The 16,978-nt window shown below is 75.2% G+C and carries 15 protein-coding genes and 1 tRNA gene; 11 read left to right on the forward strand and 5 right to left on the reverse strand.

Going from position 1 to position 16,978, the window contains the following annotated elements; translation table 11 throughout:
• The first annotated feature begins 135 nt into the window (after positions 1–135).
• On the forward strand, positions 136–993 hold the full coding sequence (locus AB0K43_RS19600) for an MBL fold metallo-hydrolase (protein ID WP_363641360.1): 858 nt from the start codon (positions 136–138) through the stop codon (positions 991–993).
• A 64-nt stretch (positions 994–1,057) separates the two neighbouring features.
• On the opposite strand, the gene AB0K43_RS19605 is transcribed toward AB0K43_RS19600, so the two are convergent.
• Positions 1,058–1,675: a hypothetical protein gene (locus tag AB0K43_RS19605; RefSeq protein ID WP_363641362.1), complete on the reverse strand. Its 618-nt coding sequence runs from the start codon at positions 1,673–1,675 to the stop codon at positions 1,058–1,060.
• Between the two features lie 340 nt (positions 1,676–2,015).
• Here AB0K43_RS19605 and AB0K43_RS19610 point away from each other — a divergent pair, with 340 nt between their 5' ends.
• Positions 2,016–2,213 (forward strand): DUF5703 family protein, encoded by a 198-nt coding sequence (locus AB0K43_RS19610; protein WP_033817856.1) that lies wholly within the window; start codon positions 2,016–2,018, stop codon positions 2,211–2,213.
• Positions 2,214–2,321: 108 nt separating this feature from the next.
• On the opposite strand, the gene AB0K43_RS19615 is transcribed toward AB0K43_RS19610, so the two are convergent.
• The 3 genes from AB0K43_RS19615 to AB0K43_RS19625 all read right to left on the reverse strand — a co-directional run bounded on the left by AB0K43_RS19615 (position 2,322) and on the right by AB0K43_RS19625 (position 5,288).
• Positions 2,322–3,089 carry a chaplin gene (locus tag AB0K43_RS19615; RefSeq protein WP_363641364.1) on the reverse strand — a complete coding sequence of 256 codons (768 nt, stop codon included), beginning with the start codon at positions 3,087–3,089 and terminating at the stop codon, positions 2,322–2,324.
• Between the two features lie 312 nt (positions 3,090–3,401).
• The gene (locus AB0K43_RS19620; RefSeq protein ID WP_363641366.1) at positions 3,402–3,644 is read right to left on the reverse strand and encodes a chaplin; all 243 of its coding nucleotides are present in this window, start codon (positions 3,642–3,644) and stop codon (positions 3,402–3,404) included.
• Between the two features lie 306 nt (positions 3,645–3,950).
• Positions 3,951–5,288, reverse strand: a complete 1,338-nt coding sequence (locus tag AB0K43_RS19625) for a M20/M25/M40 family metallo-hydrolase (RefSeq protein ID WP_363641368.1) — start codon at positions 5,286–5,288, stop codon at positions 3,951–3,953.
• A 243-nt stretch (positions 5,289–5,531) separates the two neighbouring features.
• Here AB0K43_RS19625 and AB0K43_RS19630 point away from each other — a divergent pair.
• A tRNA-Leu gene (locus AB0K43_RS19630) sits at positions 5,532–5,616 on the forward strand.
• 166 nt (positions 5,617–5,782) lie between these two features.
• On the opposite strand, the gene AB0K43_RS19635 is transcribed toward AB0K43_RS19630, so the two are convergent.
• Positions 5,783–6,808: a helix-turn-helix transcriptional regulator gene (locus AB0K43_RS19635; RefSeq protein WP_363641370.1), complete on the reverse strand. Its 1,026-nt coding sequence runs from the start codon at positions 6,806–6,808 to the stop codon at positions 5,783–5,785.
• A gap of 300 nt (positions 6,809–7,108) precedes the next feature.
• Between AB0K43_RS19635 and AB0K43_RS19640 the strand changes: the two genes are divergently transcribed.
• The 8 genes from AB0K43_RS19640 (at position 7,109) to AB0K43_RS19675 (ending at position 16,964) form a co-directional block, all read left to right on the forward strand.
• On the forward strand, positions 7,109–7,330 hold the full coding sequence (locus AB0K43_RS19640) for a hypothetical protein (protein ID WP_363641372.1): 222 nt from the start codon (positions 7,109–7,111) through the stop codon (positions 7,328–7,330).
• A gap of 58 nt (positions 7,331–7,388) precedes the next feature.
• Complete coding sequence (gene cysC, locus AB0K43_RS19645) at positions 7,389–7,973, forward strand: adenylyl-sulfate kinase (protein WP_363641374.1); 585 nt, start codon at positions 7,389–7,391, stop codon at positions 7,971–7,973.
• On the forward strand, positions 7,970–8,911 hold the full coding sequence (gene cysD, locus AB0K43_RS19650) for a sulfate adenylyltransferase subunit CysD (RefSeq protein ID WP_363641376.1): 942 nt from the start codon (positions 7,970–7,972) through the stop codon (positions 8,909–8,911). The genes cysC and cysD overlap by 4 nt, the downstream gene beginning before the upstream one ends.
• The gene (locus tag AB0K43_RS19655; protein ID WP_363641378.1) at positions 8,911–10,155 is read left to right on the forward strand and encodes a GTP-binding protein; all 1,245 of its coding nucleotides are present in this window, start codon (positions 8,911–8,913) and stop codon (positions 10,153–10,155) included. The genes cysD and AB0K43_RS19655 overlap by 1 nt, the downstream gene beginning before the upstream one ends.
• On the forward strand, positions 10,152–11,597 hold the full coding sequence (locus AB0K43_RS19660) for an FAD/NAD(P)-binding protein (RefSeq protein WP_363641380.1): 1,446 nt from the start codon (positions 10,152–10,154) through the stop codon (positions 11,595–11,597). Before AB0K43_RS19655 ends, AB0K43_RS19660 begins: the two co-directional genes overlap by 4 nt.
• Positions 11,594–12,532: a Gfo/Idh/MocA family oxidoreductase gene (locus AB0K43_RS19665; RefSeq protein WP_363641382.1), complete on the forward strand. Its 939-nt coding sequence runs from the start codon at positions 11,594–11,596 to the stop codon at positions 12,530–12,532. The genes AB0K43_RS19660 and AB0K43_RS19665 overlap by 4 nt, the downstream gene beginning before the upstream one ends.
• 95 nt (positions 12,533–12,627) lie before the next feature.
• Positions 12,628–15,708 carry an amino acid adenylation domain-containing protein gene (locus AB0K43_RS19670; RefSeq protein ID WP_363641384.1) on the forward strand — a complete coding sequence of 1,027 codons (3,081 nt, stop codon included), beginning with the start codon at positions 12,628–12,630 and terminating at the stop codon, positions 15,706–15,708.
• Positions 15,705–16,964 (forward strand): MFS transporter, encoded by a 1,260-nt coding sequence (locus AB0K43_RS19675; RefSeq protein ID WP_363641386.1) that lies wholly within the window; start codon positions 15,705–15,707, stop codon positions 16,962–16,964. The genes AB0K43_RS19670 and AB0K43_RS19675 overlap by 4 nt, the downstream gene beginning before the upstream one ends.
• The last annotated feature ends 14 nt before the right edge of the window (positions 16,965–16,978 follow it).

The raw sequence follows: 16,978 nt of genomic DNA on the forward strand, positions 1-16,978 counted from the left end.
GAGAGCGGGCGGCGGCGGCCTTCGGTAGGCTCGCCGCCGGTCGCCCGGATCGGGCACGGGGCCACCGGGGCACGGGACTGTCGGGTACGGGGCCGCCGGGGTACAGGACTGTCGGGGCACGGGGCTGGAGGCGTCATGGGGACGGGTACGACGGGGACACCGCAGGCCGGGCCGCTCGGCGTACGGTGGATCCACGGGTCGACCTCCGCGAAGCACAACACCGACCCGGACATCCAGGTGCACGCGTACGACGAGCACACCGTCATCCTGCGCCAGAACATGGCGGTCGACTACGAGGCCCCGTTCCTGTTCCTGCTGTTCGGCGAGGAGCGGGCCGTCCTGATCGACACCGGGGCCACCGCCGACGCCGAGTTCTTCCCGCTGCGCCGGGTCGTCGACGAGCTGCTCTCGGCCTGGCTGGCCGACCACCCGCGGGACGGCTACGGGCTGCTGGTGCTGCACACCCACGCCCACGGTGACCACGTCGCGGGGGACGCCCAGTTCGCCGACCGGCCGGACACCGTGCTGGTGCCGGCCGGGCTGGACCACGCCTGGGAGTACTTCGGCTTCGCCGACGACCCCGACCGGGTGGCCCTGGTCGACCTCGGCGGCCGGGTGCTGGAGTGCCTGGCCACGCCCGGCCACCATCCGGCGGCGGTGACCTACTACGACCCGCGCACCGGCTTCCTGCTCACCGGGGACACCGTCTACCCGGGGCGGCTCTACGTGGCCGACTGGGCGGCCTTCGGCCGGACGATCGACCGCCTGATCGACTTCGCCGCCTCCCGCCGGGTCACCCACGTGCTCGGCTGCCACATCGAGATGACCACCGAACCCGGCGTGGACTACCCGATCCGCACCGTCCACCAGCCGGACGAGCCCCCGCTGGAGATGACCGTGGCCCAGCTGCGGGACATCCGCGCGGCGATCGAGGAGATCGGCGACCGGCCCGGCCGGCACGCCTACCCCGACTTCGTCGTCTGCCGCGAGTGACCGGCGCACGGCGGGGGGTGGGGTACGCGAGCGCGTGCCTCACCCCCCGCCGTGCGCGCAGGGCTCAGAGCTCCTGCTCCAGGCCGTCCAGCTCGTCGTCGTAGACCTCGCTGACGTCGAACCGGCAGATCAGCAGCTGCGGGTCCAGCCCGTCGAAGGGCTCGGGCAGCCACTCGCCGGGGTCGGTGGGCTCGGTGGCCGAGACCCAGAGCGTGGAGTCACCCTCCTCCAGGCCGAACTCGTCCGCCCGGGCGGCGATCTCGTCCGGCTCGTACTCGCCGAACAGCACGCCGATCGCGGCCGTCACGGCGTCCCCGGCGCCACCGCCCGGGGTGAGCGTGCTGTCCACCCGCTCGGCCTGCGCCCGCAGCCGGGAGGGGTCGGCGACCAGGTAGTCGCGGCGGATCAGCACACTGATCGCCTCGGGCTGGTCGGGGCCGTGGTAGGCACCGCCCGCCTCGTCGCCGGGCACTTCGAAGGGGGTGACCTCGTCGTAGGCTTCGTAGAGAAGTTGGTCGTAGGCGATGGCCGCCGCGGCGAGCTCCTCGTAGGCAGTGACCACAGCGGGTTCGCCGGCTTCGGTGGCGCTCGAAACTGCTTCCAGGTGGCGATCGATTGCGGCCTTGACCGCCTCGGCGGCGGCGCGTACCTCGTTGACGGTGAGCTGCGCGGCATCAGACATGGTGCAGACGCTATCCCCACCCGGCGGCGACACGCACAGCGGTTGTCACCTACAGCCGTGAATTCCCGGCAAGTTACCCCCCGATGTCCGATCCGGGCGGATCTGTACCGGACCCGGCCTCCAGCGGAACGGGTGATTCCGGGGGTCGGCGGCCGAACGCTGGGTATCTCGTCCACAGTCGAAAACTGATGGACGGTCATCCCGGACCAGGGCAGGCTCGGCGGACAACCCGGCAGGCCGGAGGGAGTGCGCCGCCCGTCCGCCCGGCCCGGTTGTCCGCGGCAGGCCCTAGGCTTGCCGACAGCCGAAACGCAGGAGGAGAGACTTGACGCCACCCAAGCTGACCCGGCAGCCGGAGTACGAGTACCAGTCCCTGCGGCTGCCGCGGGGCACCACCCGCAACGCGGCCCGCCAGCTGCTGACCGAGCACGCCGAGTACGGGCACTGGGAGCTGGACCGCCTGCGGCTCTTCCCGGACGGCAGCCGGACGGTACTGCTGCGGCGCCGGATCATCCGGCAGGTGCGCAGCAGCTGGTGACCGGCGGGCGGGGCCTTGGGCGCCGACCCGGGGCAGTGCCCCGGGGCAGCGGTGCCAGGCGCCCGTAGTCGCCCCCCACGACCACGGGCGCCTCGATGGCGGGCGGTGTCAGGCCGCCGCGCGGGCCCTGCGGTAGAGCACGCCGCCGCCGAGCAGCAGCAGCGCGCCGGTGCCCGCCAGCAGCTCCACCCCGGCCGCGCCGGTGGAGGCCAGCTGGGTCTGGGTCACCGCCGGCGCCGAGCCGGTGCTCGCCGGGGTGACGCTGCCAGGGGTGCTCTGCGACGGACCGGAGCCCTCGGAGCCGCCGCCGGTGCGCGGGGTGCCACCGCTCGGGGTGCCGGTGGGGGTGGTGGTGCCCGGAGGGGTGGGGGTGGTCTCACCGGGCGGCGGCGGGTTGTGGGCGCCCGGCTGGTCGGGGCAGTCGTCCCCGGCCGGGGGCGTGACCGGGTGGCTGGGGTGCGTCGGGGCCGGGTGGCTGTGGTTGGCGCAGTCGTTGCCGAAGGCCGGGTTGCCGATGCCCACCACGTTGACCGAGTTGCCGCAGGCGTCCACCGGGACGCTCACCGGGGCCTGGACCGAATTCCCCGAGCCCACGCCGGGCGACCCCTGGGTGGTGCCGCTCGCCGACGCGCCGCCCGCGTGGGCCGGCGCGTGGGCACCCCTGGTGTGCGACGCGTTGCCGCACTGGTTGCCGAAGGCCGGGTTGAGCAGGCCGACGACGTCCACGGTGTTCCCGCAGGCGTTGACCGGGATGTCCACCGGGACCTGGACCGCGTTTCCCGAACCCACGCCGGGCGAGTTCGCCGCCACGCCCTGGGCCTCGCTGGCGGCGTAGGCGTAGCCCGCCGTCGAGGCCAGCACACTGCCGGTGGCCACGGCAGTGAGGAGGCCCTTCTTAGCGACCTGTCGCAATTGACTCCCCTGACTTCTGTACTTGTCGGAATTCCCGACGAATGCCTCCGCCGGTACACCTGTAAACGAGTGGCCGCGGCCGATGTTGAGCCATAAGGCCGCAATTCATTCGATCGAGTGATGTCTTCGATGCCGTGTCCGACGACCCCCGAATGGACGCGGGTGAAAAACCGCCACGCCCCCTGAGCCGCGGATCCACGGCTCAGGGGGCGCTCCGGTCGGCCGGCCGTCACCGGCCGGCCGTCACCGGCCCATCGACGTCGGGCCGGGAGCGGCTCAGAAGTTCGCGCAGCTGTTGCCGAACGCCGGGTTCAGCAGGCCGATCACGCTGATGGTGTTGCCGCAGACGTTGACCGGCACGTGCACCGGGACCTGAATCAGGTTTCCCGACAGCACGCCCGGGGAGCCGACCGCCGCACCGTGCGCGGTGGCGCCGCCGTGGGCGGACGCGACACCGGCACCGGCGAGCACCAGGCCACCCGTGGCAGCGGCGACAGCGGCGATCTTCTTGACCTTCATGGTTTCCTCCTGGTCGATTCCGCAGACCGTTCTCCGGACTGCATATGGGTGAACGAGGGTGTGGCAAACGGGGTACGGAGCCGCCCGCCCATTCACTCCCAGCGGTGACAGCTCGCACACCTGATCGACCCGGAATTCCAAGAGGTATCGTTTCTTCACCAGCGTGTCGCATTGTCCCTAATCATCAGCTCCGACAATGCGGACGGCCCGCCCCGGGAATCCCGGGACGGGCCGTCGGACGGCCGCCGACGCGGCGTTTCGGCAGGCGTTTCGGCTGGTGCCTCGGCAGGTGCCTCGGCGAGCCGCTCAGCAGGCGTCGAAGAAGCGGTCCAGCACCCGGACGCCGAACTTCAGACCGTCCACCGGCACCCGCTCGTCCACGCCGTGGAACATCCCGGCGAAGTCCAGCTCCGGCGGCAGCTGCAGCGGCGCGAAGCCGAAGCAGCGGATGCCGAGGTCCTGGAAGGACTTCGCGTCCGTGCCGCCGGACAGGCAGTACGGCACGGCCCGGGCGATCGGGTCCTCGGCGCGCAGCGCCAGCTGCATCGCGTCCACCAGCGCACCGTCGAAGCTGGTCTCGATCGCCTTGTCGGTGTGCAGGCTCTCCCGCTTCACCCGCGGGCCGAGCACGCTGTCCAGCTCGGCCAGGAACTCCTCCTCGTAGCCGGGCAGGAACCGCCCGTCCACGTGCGCGGTCGCCTGGCCGGGGATGACGTTCACCTTGTAGCCGGCGCCGAGCATGGTCGGCTGGGCGGTGTTGCGCAGGGTGGTGCCGATCATCTTGGCGATGCCGCCGAGCACCCGGAGCGTCTCGTCCATGTTCTCCGGGTCGAGCGGCACGCCGAGCGCGTCCGAGAGCTCGTCCAGGAAGGCGCGCACGGTCTTGGTGATCCGCAGCGGGAAGGTGTGCCGGCCGAGCCGGGCCACCGCCTCGCACAGCTCGGTGATGGCGTTGTCGTCGTTCTCCATCGACCCGTGCCCGGCCCGGCCCTCGACCGTGAGCCGCATCCAGTGCATGCCCTTCTCGGCGGTCTCGATCAGGTAGAGCCGGACGTCGTTGTTGACCGTGAAGGAGAAGCCGCCGACCTCGCCGATGCCCTCCGTGACGCCCTCGAACAGGTCGGGGTGCTTGTCGACCAGGTACCGGGCGCCGAAGGTGCCGCCCGCCTCCTCGTCCGCGACGAAGGCCAGCACCAGGTCGCGCGGGGGCTTGCGGCCGGTGCGCAGGCGGTCGCGGACCACCGCCAGGGTCATCGCGTCCATGTCCTTCATGTCGACCGCGCCCCGGCCCCACACGCAGCCGTCGGCGATCTCGCCGGCGAACGGGTCGTAGGTCCAGTCGGCCGCGTTGGCCGGCACCACGTCGAGGTGCCCGTGGACCAGCAGGCCGGGCCGCGAGCGGTCCTCCCCCTCGATCCGGACCACGGTGGACGCCCGGCCCTTGGCCGACTCGATGATGGTCGGCTCCAGGCCGAACTCGGCCAGCTGCTCCGCGACGTACTCGGCCGCCTTGCGCTCGCCCGGGCCCGACCCGTCCCCGTAGTTGCTGGTGTCGATCCGGATCAGGTCACGGCAGATCTCGGCGACCTCCGACTCCGCCGTCACCCGCGCGGCACCCGCCTGCTCCGCCCTCGACTCGCTCACGGTCACTCCTCGTCTCTGCCGACGTCTGCGGCCCGCGCGGCGTACCTGCACGCCGACCCCCGGCCCGGGGGCTCCGCGGGCACCGTCCCGCCATCCTCTCCCGGCCGACCGCCCGCGCCCAAGACCGAGTTTCCCGGCCGCGGGCCGCCCTCCCGGTGCCCCGGGCGGTTTTGGGTCCGCCAGCCGATCTTTGCTACAGTTACGGAGTCAGCGCGGCGGAGAGCGGCGCGGGCGAGACACCTGGTCCGGGTGGCGGAATGGCAGACGCGCTAGCTTGAGGTGCTAGTGCCCTTTATCGGGCGTGGGGGTTCAAGTCCCCCCTCGGACACCGAAGGTGAACCCAAGGGTTCACGGAGAGTGCCGGTCGAGATCCGTCTCGACCGGCACTTCTGCGTTCCGGGGCCGCCCGGGCGGTACGGGACGCCGCCCGGACCGCCCGCGGCGAAGGGCGTTGCCGCTCCGCGCGGGCGGTGGGCGAGCGGTGGGCGGTCGGGTCAGCCGACGGACGCGGCCTGCTCCAGGATCCCCATCTCGGCGATCTTCAGCGCGGCCTGGAACCGGGTCTGCACGCCGAGGCTGTCCAGCAGCCCCGAGATGGTCCGGCTCAGGGTCCGTGCGGAGACGCCCAGCTGGCGGGCGATGGTCTCGTCCTTCACACCTGCGGCGAGCATCCGGATGATCAGGTGTTCCTGGGCGGTGAGCGGCACGTCCACGGCCGCGCCCGAACCGCCGCGGTCCAGCGGGGCGGCGTCGTGCCAGCAGAAGTCGAAGAACGTCTGGAGCGAGCGCACGAGTTCGGTGCCCCGGATGGCGAAGGCACCGCGCGAGCTGTCCTGGGGGTCGATCGGCAGCAGCGCCAGGCCCTCGTCGAAGATCAGCATCCGTAGCGGCAGGTGCGCGGAGATCCGGACGTCCATGCCGAGGCGGGTGATCTCCGCCAGGTACTCGGCCATGTGCGGCACCTCGGCGACGTGCCGGGCGTAGAGCGTGCGGACCTCGATGCCACGGCCGATCACCTCCTGATCGCGCAGGAGCATGTCGTCCATGACCTCGACCGGCGGGATGCCGCCCGGGTGCATGGTGCTCTCGTGCGACTGCACCATGCTGACCGCGTCGTCGATGAAGGCGTTGACCTGGCTGCCGCTGCGCAGTGTCTCGATCTCGACGACGCCCCGTTCCTCGGCCCGCAGCCGGACGAATCCGCTCATGATGGTGCGGATCGACTCCCGGGTGCGGGCGATCTGCTGCTGGTGCAGCGTCACCTGCCGCTCCTCGGCGGCGAAGAGGCGGCTCAGGGCGGCCTCCGGGTCGATCGCGCTGTAGCCGCCGGGCGCGGTGGCGGACGGCGCGAGCAGGCCGAGCCGTTCCAACGGGTCCAGCGCGGCCTCGACCTCGGCGTGCGAGACGCCGGCGTCGGCCGCGATGTCCTCCACCAGCCAGGTCGGATGTTGATGGATCAGCCGGTACACGGCTTGGGTGAGTGACGCCTCGGTGTCCGTGCCGGCGAGGTGACGCCGCATCCTGCTCCCCTGTCCCCCGTGGGGCGCCGTGACCCCGTGGGTGGAGGTCGGCGCCCACCTGTCGCGGATCGACCGCGGCCTAGCACAGTACCTCGTGTGTTTTTGGCATGCCACCAACGGGTCCGTCTCATCAGGTGAGACGATCCGGTGCCGTGGCCAGCATCGGTCATGGCCGATGGCCGCAGCCCGCAACCGTGGATTACCGATCACGGGACGCGCAGGATTGTCGTCAGAAGGCCGGAGCGAGGCGCCGCCAGCGCCCCCCGGTCGACCATCCGAACGCCATCCACGGGGAGAGTCATGTCCAGGTCGTTCCGTTTCGTCCCATCGCTCGTCGGTGCCGCCACACTCGCGCTGGTCGCCTGCGGCGCCGCCGTCGCCGGCTCCGCAGGTGTCTGTGCCGGCCCGTCGGCCCAGGTCTCGGTGACCGCCGACGGCGCCGACGCCACCACCGCGCCGCACACCGACCCCAGCGGCACCCCCTCGCCCCAGGCCGGCTCGGACAGCAACGGCTGGTGGTAGGCCCGGCCGTCCGGGCCAGGCGCCGCCGGCCCCGCGGCGCCTGGAAGGGGTGGACGCGATGACGACTCCCGCAACCGGGGCGCGGCCGCCGGCCGGCCCGCCGCCGGCGCGGCCACCGGGCGCGACCCTGTGGCTGACCGGCCTGCCGAGCGCCGGCAAGACCACGCTGGCCCGGGCCCTGTGCGCCCGCCTCCACGGCGGCCGGCCGGTGGAACTGCTGGACGGTGACGCGCTGCGCGCCGAGCTCTCGCCCGACCTCGGCTTCACCCGGGCGGACCGCGACCAGCAGGTGCGCCGGGTCGGCTTCCTGGCCCGGCGGTTGGCCGCGCACGGCGTCCTCGCCGTCGTCCCGGTGGTCGCGCCGTACGCGGACGCGCGCCGCCTGGTCCGCCGGGCGCACCGCGCGGACGGCGTCCGGTACCTGGAGGTGCACGTCGCCACCTCGCTCGCGGCCTGCGAGGAACGCGACGTCAAGGGCCTCTACGCACGGGCCCGGGCCGGTCGGAGCACCGGTATGACCGGCCTCGACGCGCCGTACGAGGCACCCGAGGGCCCGGAGCTCCGGCTGGAGACCGAGGCCCGCACCCCCGACGCCTGCGTCGACGACCTCCTCGACCTCCTGACCAGGGAAGGACTGGTATGACCACGCTCGCCGAGCCGGCCCGGCGCACCGCCGGCGCGCCACCGGCGCCGGACGGACACCTGAACGACCTGCGGGACGAGGCGATCCACGTCCTGCGGGAGGTCGCCGGGCAGTTCGACCGCCCGGCCCTGCTGTTCAGCGGCGGCAAGGACTCCGTTCTGGTGCTCCACCTCGCGCTGCTGGCGTTCCGCCCGGCGCCCGTGCCGTTCCCGCTGCTGCACGTCGACACCGGCCACAACTTCCCCGAGGTGCTGGCCTTCCGCGACGCCACGGCCGAACGGGCCGGTGCCCGCCTGCTGGTGGCGCGGGTGCAGGACTCCATCGACGCGGGCCGGGTGCGCGAGCGCCCGGACGGACTGCGCAACCCGCTGCAGACGGTCACCCTGCTCGACGCCGTCGCCGAGCACCGGTTCGACGCCCTGATCGGCGGGGCGCGCCGGGACGAGGACCGGGCCCGGGCCAAGGAGCGGATCTTCAGCCTGCGCGACGAGTTCGGCCAGTGGGACCCGCGCCGGCAGCGGCCCGAGCTGTGGCAGCTGTACAACGGTCGCCACCTGCCCGGCGAGCACCTGCGGGTGTTCCCGCTCTCCAACTGGACGGAGCTGGACGTCTGGCGCTACCTCGCCCGCGAGGACGTCCCCCTGCCGGAGCTCTACCGGGCGCACCGCCGCCGGGTGCTGCGGCGGGACGGGATGTGGCTGCCCGAGTCCCCGCACGTGCCGCTGCGCGCCGGCGAGCGGATCGAGGAGCGGCTGGTGCGCTACCGCACCGTCGGTGACGTGACCTGCACCGGAGCGGTCGAGAGCAGCGCCGTCGACTATCCGGCGATCGTCACCGAGGTCGCCCTGAGCCGCACCACCGAGCGCGGCGCCACCCGGGCCGACGACCGGGTCGGGCAGGCCGCCATGGAGGACCGCAAGCGTGAGGGCTACTTCTGATGACCGACACTCTGTTGCGCGTGGTGGCCGCCGGCTCCGTCGACGACGGCAAGTCCACCCTGATCGGCCGCCTGCTGCACGACTCGTGCGCGGTGCCCGACGACCAGCTCGCCGCGCTGCTCGCGGCCGGGCACGACCGCGGCACCGGGCTCGACCTCTCCCTGCTGACCGACGGCCTGCGCGCCGAGCGGGAACAGGGCATCACCATCGACGTGGCGTACCGCTACTTCGCCACTCCCCGGCGGTCGTTCGTCCTGATCGACACCCCCGGGCACGTCCAGTACACCCGGAACATGGTCACCGGCGCGTCCACGGCGGACGCCGCCCTGCTGCTCGTCGACGTGCGCGCCGGGCTGACGGACCAGACCCGCCGGCACACGGCCGTGGTGGCCGCGCTCGGGGTGCGGCACGTCCTGCTCGTGGTGAACAAGATGGACCTGGCCGGCTGGGCCGAGCCCGCGTTCCGCGCCGTGGAGCGGGAGTTCCGCGCGCTGGCCGAGCGGTTGGGGATCGCCGCACCGGTGGTCGTCCCGGTCTCGGCGGCCACCGGCGACAACGTGGTCGAGCTCTCCGCCGCCATGCCCTGGTACGCCGGCGGACCGCTGCTCGCCCGGCTGGAGGACTGCTCGGCCGCGCCCGCCGACGCGCGGCCGGCCCGGATGCCGGTGCAGGTGGTGCTCCGCGCCGGCGAGTACCGGGGGTACGCGGGGCGGATCGAGTCCGGGGTGCTGCGGCCGGGTGACGAGGTCGTCGCGCTGCCGTCCGGTGCCACCGGCCGGATCGCCGCCATCGACGCGGCCGGCCGGGAGCTGGCCGAGGCCGGCGCGGGGCGGTCCGTGGTCCTGCGGCTGCACGAGGACCTCGACATCTCCCGCGGCGAGCTGCTCGCCTCGGCCGCCGACGCCCCGGAGCCGACCCGCGACCTCACCGGCACCGTCTGCTGGTTCTCCCCGCGCCCGCTGCGGGTCGGCGCCCGCCTCCTGGTGCGGCACGGCACCCAGGTCACCCGGGCGGTGGTCCGCGGGATCGGCGACCGCTTCGACCCGGCGACGGCCGGCCGGCTCCCCGGGGCGGCCGAGCTCGAACTCAACGCACTGGCCTCGGTCACCCTGCGCACCATGACCGAGCTCCCGGTCGACGCCTACGACCGGATCCGCGCGACCGGGGCCTTCCTGCTGCTGGACGAGCACGACGGCGACACGCTCGGCGCCGGCATGGCGGTCCGCCCGGGCAGCGCGGCATGACCGAGGACACCGCGCTCCCGCGGGTCGCCGTGATCGGGGCCGGCGCCGCCGGCACCCTGGCCGCCGTCCAACTGCTCCGGCAGGCCGACCGGCACGGCCTGCGCTGCGCGGTCGAGCTCGTCGACCCCGCCCCGGCACCCGGCCGCGGCGCGGCCTACCGCACGCACGACCCCCGCCATCTGCTCAACGTGCCCGCCGGCCGGATGGGCGCGCTCCCCGAGGACCCGGAACACTTCGTGCGCTGGCTCGCCGCCCGCACCGGCGACCGGTACGCGGCCACCGACTTCGTCCCCCGCGCGGTGTACGGGCAGTACCTGGGCGAGTTGCTGGTCCGCACGGCGCAGCGGTGCGGCCGCTCGGCCCGGCTCGTCCACCACCGGGACACGGTCGTCGACCTCGACGGCGGGCCGACCGGGCCGGTGCTGCACCTCGCCTCGGGCGCGCGTCACCGCGTCGACGCGGCGGTGCTCGCCCTCGGGCCCCTGCCGTCCGACGCCGCGTGGGCGCCCGCCGGCCTGCGCTCCGACGCCCGGTTCGTCCGCGACCCCTGGGCGGCGGGAGCCCTGGAGCGGATCCCGGACCGCGGGGACGTCCTGCTCGTCGGCACCGGACTGACCATGGCCGACGTGGCCGTGACCCTCGGCCGGGCCGGCCGCACCGTGCACGCCGTCTCCCGCACCGGGCTGCTGCCCGAGCGACACCGTTCGCACCCGCTGCCGCCGGTGGACCCGCCGGTGCTGGACGGCCTGCACGAGCTGGCCGCGCTGCGCCGCGCCACCCTGCGGCACCTGGCCGCGACCCGGCGGGCCCGCGGCGACTGGCGGCCGGGCCTGGACGGCCTGCGGCCGGTCACCGCGGCCCTGTGGGGCCGGCTGTCGCCGGTCGACCGGGCCCGGTTCCTGCGGGAGGACCTCCGGCGCTGGGAGGTCCACCGGCACCGGCTGGCCCCGGCGACGGCCGGGCGGCTGGACGCGCTGCGCGCCGCCGGCCGGCTGACCGTGCGGGCCTGCGAGATGGTCGGCGCGCGCGGTGCCGACGACGGCCTGCGGGTGCGGCTGTCCGACGGGCGGGAGCTGGAGGTGGTGGCGGTGGTCGACTGCACCGGCGCGCCGCTGGACCCGCGTACCGTGCCCGACCCGCTGCTCGGCGGCCTGCTGAACCGCGGGACGGCCCGCCCCGGGCCGGCCGGGGTCGGGCTGGACACCGCCGCCGACGGGCGCCTGCTGCCCGCCCGCGACCGGGCCTGGGCGCCACCGCTGTGGACGCTCGGCGCGGCCCGCCGCGGGAACCTCCTGGAGTCCACCGCGATTCCCGAGATCCGTTGTCAGGCGGCCGATGCGGCCGCCGCCCTGCTGCGCTCGCTCCCCGGCTGGGAGCGGCCCGCACCCACCCCCCGAAGGAGCGCCGTGGACCGCACCACCAGCCTGGGACCGGTCCGATGACCCTCGGCGTCGGGCTGGTCGGCTTCGGTGTCGCCGGCCGCCGGCACGCGGCAGCGCTGGAGGGCAGCGGGGTGGCGCGGATCAGGTCCGTGCTGGTGCCGGACCGGGCGGCGGACCTCGGGCCGCTGCGGCGCAGCTCCGGCTGGGCGGAGCTGCTCGGCGACCCGGAGGTGGAGCTGGTGGCGCTGTGCACGCCCCCCGGCGGGCGGGCCGAGCTCGCGGAGCAGGCCCTGGCGGCCGGCAAGGCGGTGCTGCTCGAACGGCCGGCTGCCTGCTCGCCGGCGGAGGTCGACCGGCTGCTCGCGGTCAGCCGGCGGGTCGGGCGGCCCGTCGGGGTGATGTTCCAGCACCGGCGGCTGATCCCGGAGCAGGTCCTGCGCTGGGACTGGGGGCCGGGCGCCACCGCCGTGCTGCACGTGTCCCGCTTCCGCCCGACCGCGCACTACCACCGGGCCGGCTGGCGGCACGACCCGGCCCGGGCCCTCGGCGGCGTCGGCGCCCACCTCGGCGCGCACTACCTGGACCTCGCCTGCCAGGTGCTCGGCGAGCCCGCCGCGGTCCACGTGGTGGGCCGCCGCGAGGTCGCCGCCGGGATCGACTCCCGGATCGCCGGGGTCGTCGACTACCGGGGCGGGGCGACGCTCGGTTTCGCCGTCACCGCCGAGTCCACCGTCCGCGTCGCACGGCTGGAGGTCCTCGGGGCCGACTGCCGGCTGCTGGTCCAGGACGGCGAGGTGACCACCGAGACCGGGGGCGTGATCGAGGACCACCCGGCGCTCCCGGGAGCGCGGCTGCGCCTGGAGGTCTACCGGGACATGGCCGAGGCGCTGGCCACCGGGAAGCCGCCGCGGCACTGCGGGTTGGACGCCGCCCGCGCCGTGACGACCATCCTGCACGCCGTCACCGAACGGGGCGTGCTGATGACCGCGCGGTGAGCGCGGCCGCCGCTCGGCCCCCACGGCCCGGCCCGCCCGACCCCGCGCCGTCCCTCCCCCTCCGTCGTACCCAACCCACGCCCTGGAGCTGGCTGGTGTCTCAACTCATCTCTTCGACCGAGCCGGTAGCACCGGCGGAACGGAACGCCGGGCCGAACGCGCCCGGCCCGACCGACGACATCGTCACCTGTTTCGAACAGCGGGCCGCCGAGCACCCGGACCGGCCAGCCCTGGCCCGGCCCGGCGAGGCGCTGACGTTCGGCCGGCTCAACGCGGCCGCCAACCGGCTGGCCCGCCGCCTGGTCGCGGCCGGGGTCGGGGCCGGCTCGCGGGTGGCGCTGCACGCCGGGCGCGAGGCGGTGTCGGTGGTGGCGATCCTGGCGGTCTGGAAGGCCGGCGGCGCGTACGTGCCGCTGGACCCGGCCCACCCGGTGGAGCGGCTGCGCCTGCTGCTGGACGACTGCCGGCCGCAGCTGCTGCTCGCCCGGGCGCAGGCCCTCGACGAGCTGCGGACCGAGGTGCCCGCGATCACCCTGGACGACGCCCTGGCCCGCGCCGACGGCCCGGCGGGAGCGTGCGACGACGAGAGCAACCTCGGACTCCCGCGCGCCGAGGACCAGTTGGCGTACGTCATCTACACCTCCGGCTCGACCGGCCGCCCCAAGGGCGTCGAGGTCGAGCACGGCAACCTCGCCCACCTGCTGCGCGCCAACCGGCACGTGCTGCACCCGGCGGCCGGCCCGCGGCCGCTGCTGGTCGGGCTGACCGCCTCCTTCGCCTTCGACGCCTCGGTCAACCAGCTCTCCTGGCTGCTGCGCGGCGACACCGGCTGGATCGTCGACGAGGAGACCCGGCGGGACACCCACGCCCTCGCGGCCCACCTGGCCGAACACCGGGTCGGTGTCATCGACGTGACGCCCTCGCAGCTGGCCGTGCTGGTCTCGCTGGGCCTGTTCGAGGACCAGGACCGGGCCCCGTCGGTGGTGGTCGTGGCCGGTGAGCCCACCGGCCCGGCGCTCTGGAACCGCCTGCGAGCGATCCCCGGCACCCGGTTCTTCAACCTGTACGGGCCGACCGAGGCCACCGTCTACGCCACCGCCCAGCCGCTGGACGAGGCCGGCGCCACCCCCACCATCGGCGCCCCGGTGACCGCCACCCGCGCCTACGTCGTGGACGAGCGGGGCGCGCCGGTGCCGGCCGGGGCGGCGGGTGAGTTGTGGATCGGCGGGGGCGGCGTCGCCCGGGGTTACCTGGGGCGGCCGGAGCTGACCGCCGAGCGCTTCCCGCCGGACCCGTTCCGCCCCGGTGCCAGGGTCTACCGCACCGGCGACCTGGTGCGCCGGCTGGCGGACGGCCGGCTGGAGTTCGTCGGACGGGTCGACGACCAGGTGAAGATCCGCGGCGTGCGGGTCGAGCCCGGCGAGGTGGCCGCGGAGCTGGCCCGGCACCCGGGCGTGGCCGAGGCCGCGGTCGTCGCCCGCGCCGACGCCTCCGGAGCCCGGCGGCTGGTCGCCTACGTCACGGCCGCGCCGGACACCGGGACGCCGGAGCGGACGGTCGCCTCCTGGCAGGAGGTGTTCCAGGCCGCGCACGCGGGCGCGGACACCGTGGACCCGCAGTTCGACGTCCGCGGCTGGGCCAGCAGCTACACCGGCCGGGCCATGGCCGAGGAGGAGATGCGGGACTGGGTCGGTCGCACGGTGGCCCGGATCGCCGAGCTCGGCGCCCGCCGGGTGCTGGAGATCGGCGTCGGCAGCGGCCTGCTGATGTGGCGCCTGGCGCCGCACTGCGAGCGGTACGCGGGCACGGACCTGTCCGCCACCACCGTGGACCTGCTGCGCGAGCGGCTGCGGGCCCGCCCGCTCGCCGGGGTCTCGGTGCACCGGGCCGAGGGCACCGACCTCGCCGCGCTCGCGGGCGAGACCTTCGACTGCGTCGTGATCAACTCCGTGGCGCAGTACTTCCCGGACCAGGAGTACCTGCGGACGGTGCTGCGCAACGCGCTGGCGGTGCTGGAGCCGCACGGCCACCTGTTCGTCGGCGACGTGCGCCACCTCGCGCTGCACGATGCCTTCCAGGTGGACGTGGTGCGGCACCGGCACCCGGACAGCACACCGGCGGAGCACCGCCGTCTGGCCCGCCAGGAGCTCGCCGACGAGGGCGAACTCCTGCTGGCCCCGGCCTGGTTCGAGCAGTTCGCCGCCGAGCACGGGTTGGCCGCGCCGCGCGTGGCGCCGAAGACCGGCCCGCACGACAACGAGCTGAACACCTTCCGCTACGACGTGGTGCTGACGCCCGCGGCGAACGGGCCGGCGGCCGTCGACGGCAGCTGGATCGACGCCGGGGCGCTCGACGCCCCGGGCCTGCGCCACCTGGCCGAGCGCGGGGATCGGGTGCTGCTGCGCGCCGTACCGCACCCGCGGCTGGCCACACTGGTCAGCTCCGCCGCCGAACTCCTCGACGGGGGCGGGTCCGTCGTCCCGGCCGGCGGGCTGACCCCCGCCGAGGTCGAGCGGGCCGCGGCCGCGGCCGGCCGGCCGGTGGCGGTGAGCTGGCGGGCCGGGCACCGCGACGGCGCGTTCGACGCGGTGATCGGCGCGCACACCTGGGAGGTGGTCTTCCCCGGGCCCGCCGGGCGGCCGCCGGGCCCGGCCAGCGCCAATGTGCCGCGCCCGCGCACCCACGGCCCGGCGGCCCGGCAGCTGCCGGCCGAGCTGGCGGCGCACGCCGCGCGGCACCTGCCCGAGCAGCTGCGGCCGTCCGCGGTGGTGGTCCTGCCGCGCCTGCCGCTGACCGGCAACGGGAAGCTCGACCGGGCCGCCCTGCCCGAGCCGCCCGGCGGCCCCGGCGCCGAGGGGCGGACCGCGGACACCGCCTCCGAAGCCCCGCTGACCGCCACCGAGCGGGACGTCGCCGCGATCTGGGCCGATGTGCTGGGCCGTACCGGCGTGGGCCGGCGGGACGGCTTCTTCGCCCTCGGCGGGGACTCCCTCACCGCCGCCAGCATGCTGGGCGCGATCGGCGACCGCTTCGGCGTCCGGCTCTCCCTGCGCCAGGTGATGGACACCGTGGACCTGGCGGACTTCTGCGACCGCGTCGACCTGGAGCTGCTGGCCGGGCTCGACGACACCGAACTCGAGCACCTGCTCGACGAGATCGAGGACACCGACCGATGAACAGCGGCATCTCGACCATGCTCCTCCCGAAGGGCGGGGGCGCCCGCCGGCTCGCCCTCGCCTGCGCCTCGGCCTGGGTGTCGGTGGCGATCATCGCCCTGGCGATCGTGCTCCAGGTGATCGACGCGACCGGCTCCTACTCGGCGGCCGGCCTGGCCGCGGCCGCCTACGGCCTGGCGGCGGCCCTGGTCAGCGTGCCGCGCAGCCGGCTGGTGGACCGCTACGGCCCCCGGCGCACGCTGCCGGCGCTCGCCGCCGTCCAGGTGACCGCGCTGCTGCTGATGATCGGCGCGGCCCGGATGCACGCCGGCGGCGCGGTGTTCGTGGTCCTGGCCGCCGTGGTCAGCGGCTCCACACCGCCGCTGATCGGCTTCGCCCGGGGCCGCTGGTCCGACGTGGTGCCCGAGGCGGACCTGCCCCGCGCCTACGCGCTGACCGCGATGCTGGGTGACCTGGCGCAGATCGGCGGCGCCCCGGCGGCGGCCCTGCTCGCCACCCTCCTGAACCCGTCCGCGGGCCTCGCGGTGGCGGCCCTGTTCACCACCCTGGGCCTGCTGCTGATCGGCCCGCAGACCGGCCCGGCCGGCGCACCCGCCACGGACGGCGCGGACGAACCGGCCGCCGACGGGCCGGCGCCGAAGGAGTCCCGCGGCGTGCTGGGGGCGATCGGCTTCCCCGGACTGCGCACGATCGCGGTCGGCGGCATCGGCGCCGGCCTCGGCCTCGGCGCGGTGGACGTGGTGGTGGTGGCGCTGGCGACGGACCGGGGCGACCGCTGGGCGGCCGGCCTGATGCTCGGCGCGCTCGGCGTCGGCGGGGTGGTCGGGAGCGTGCTGTCCCCGAAGCTCGCCACGTACACCCCGGGCGGCCGGTACGTGGCCGGGCTGGCCCTGCTGCTGGTCAGCACGCTGGCCCTGGTGCCGACGCCCCCCGAGCCGGTGGTCGGGGCGCTGCTGCTGGTGGTGGGCCTCGCCTGGGGCGTGACCAACGTCGTGCTCTACGAACTGCTCGACATCGTGGTGCCGAAGAGCCACTCCACCGAGGCGTGGGCCTGGCTGAGCACCGCCGAGTCGGTCGGCGCGGCCGCCGGGGCGGCGCTGGCCGGCGCCCTCGCGGCCCACTCGCTGACCCTGGGGTTCGCCGTGATCCCCGCCGCGGTCGCCGCCGGCCTGCTGGCCGGCCTGGTCGGACGCCACACGCTGACCGCGCCCGAGCCGGCCGCCGGGCCGAGTGTCCCCACCGTCCCCGCGCGATGACGCGCGATCAACAG

It is taken from the genome of Kitasatospora sp. NPDC049258 (genome assembly GCF_040678895.1).
Classification (GTDB): Bacteria; Actinomycetota; Actinomycetes; order Streptomycetales; family Streptomycetaceae; genus Kitasatospora.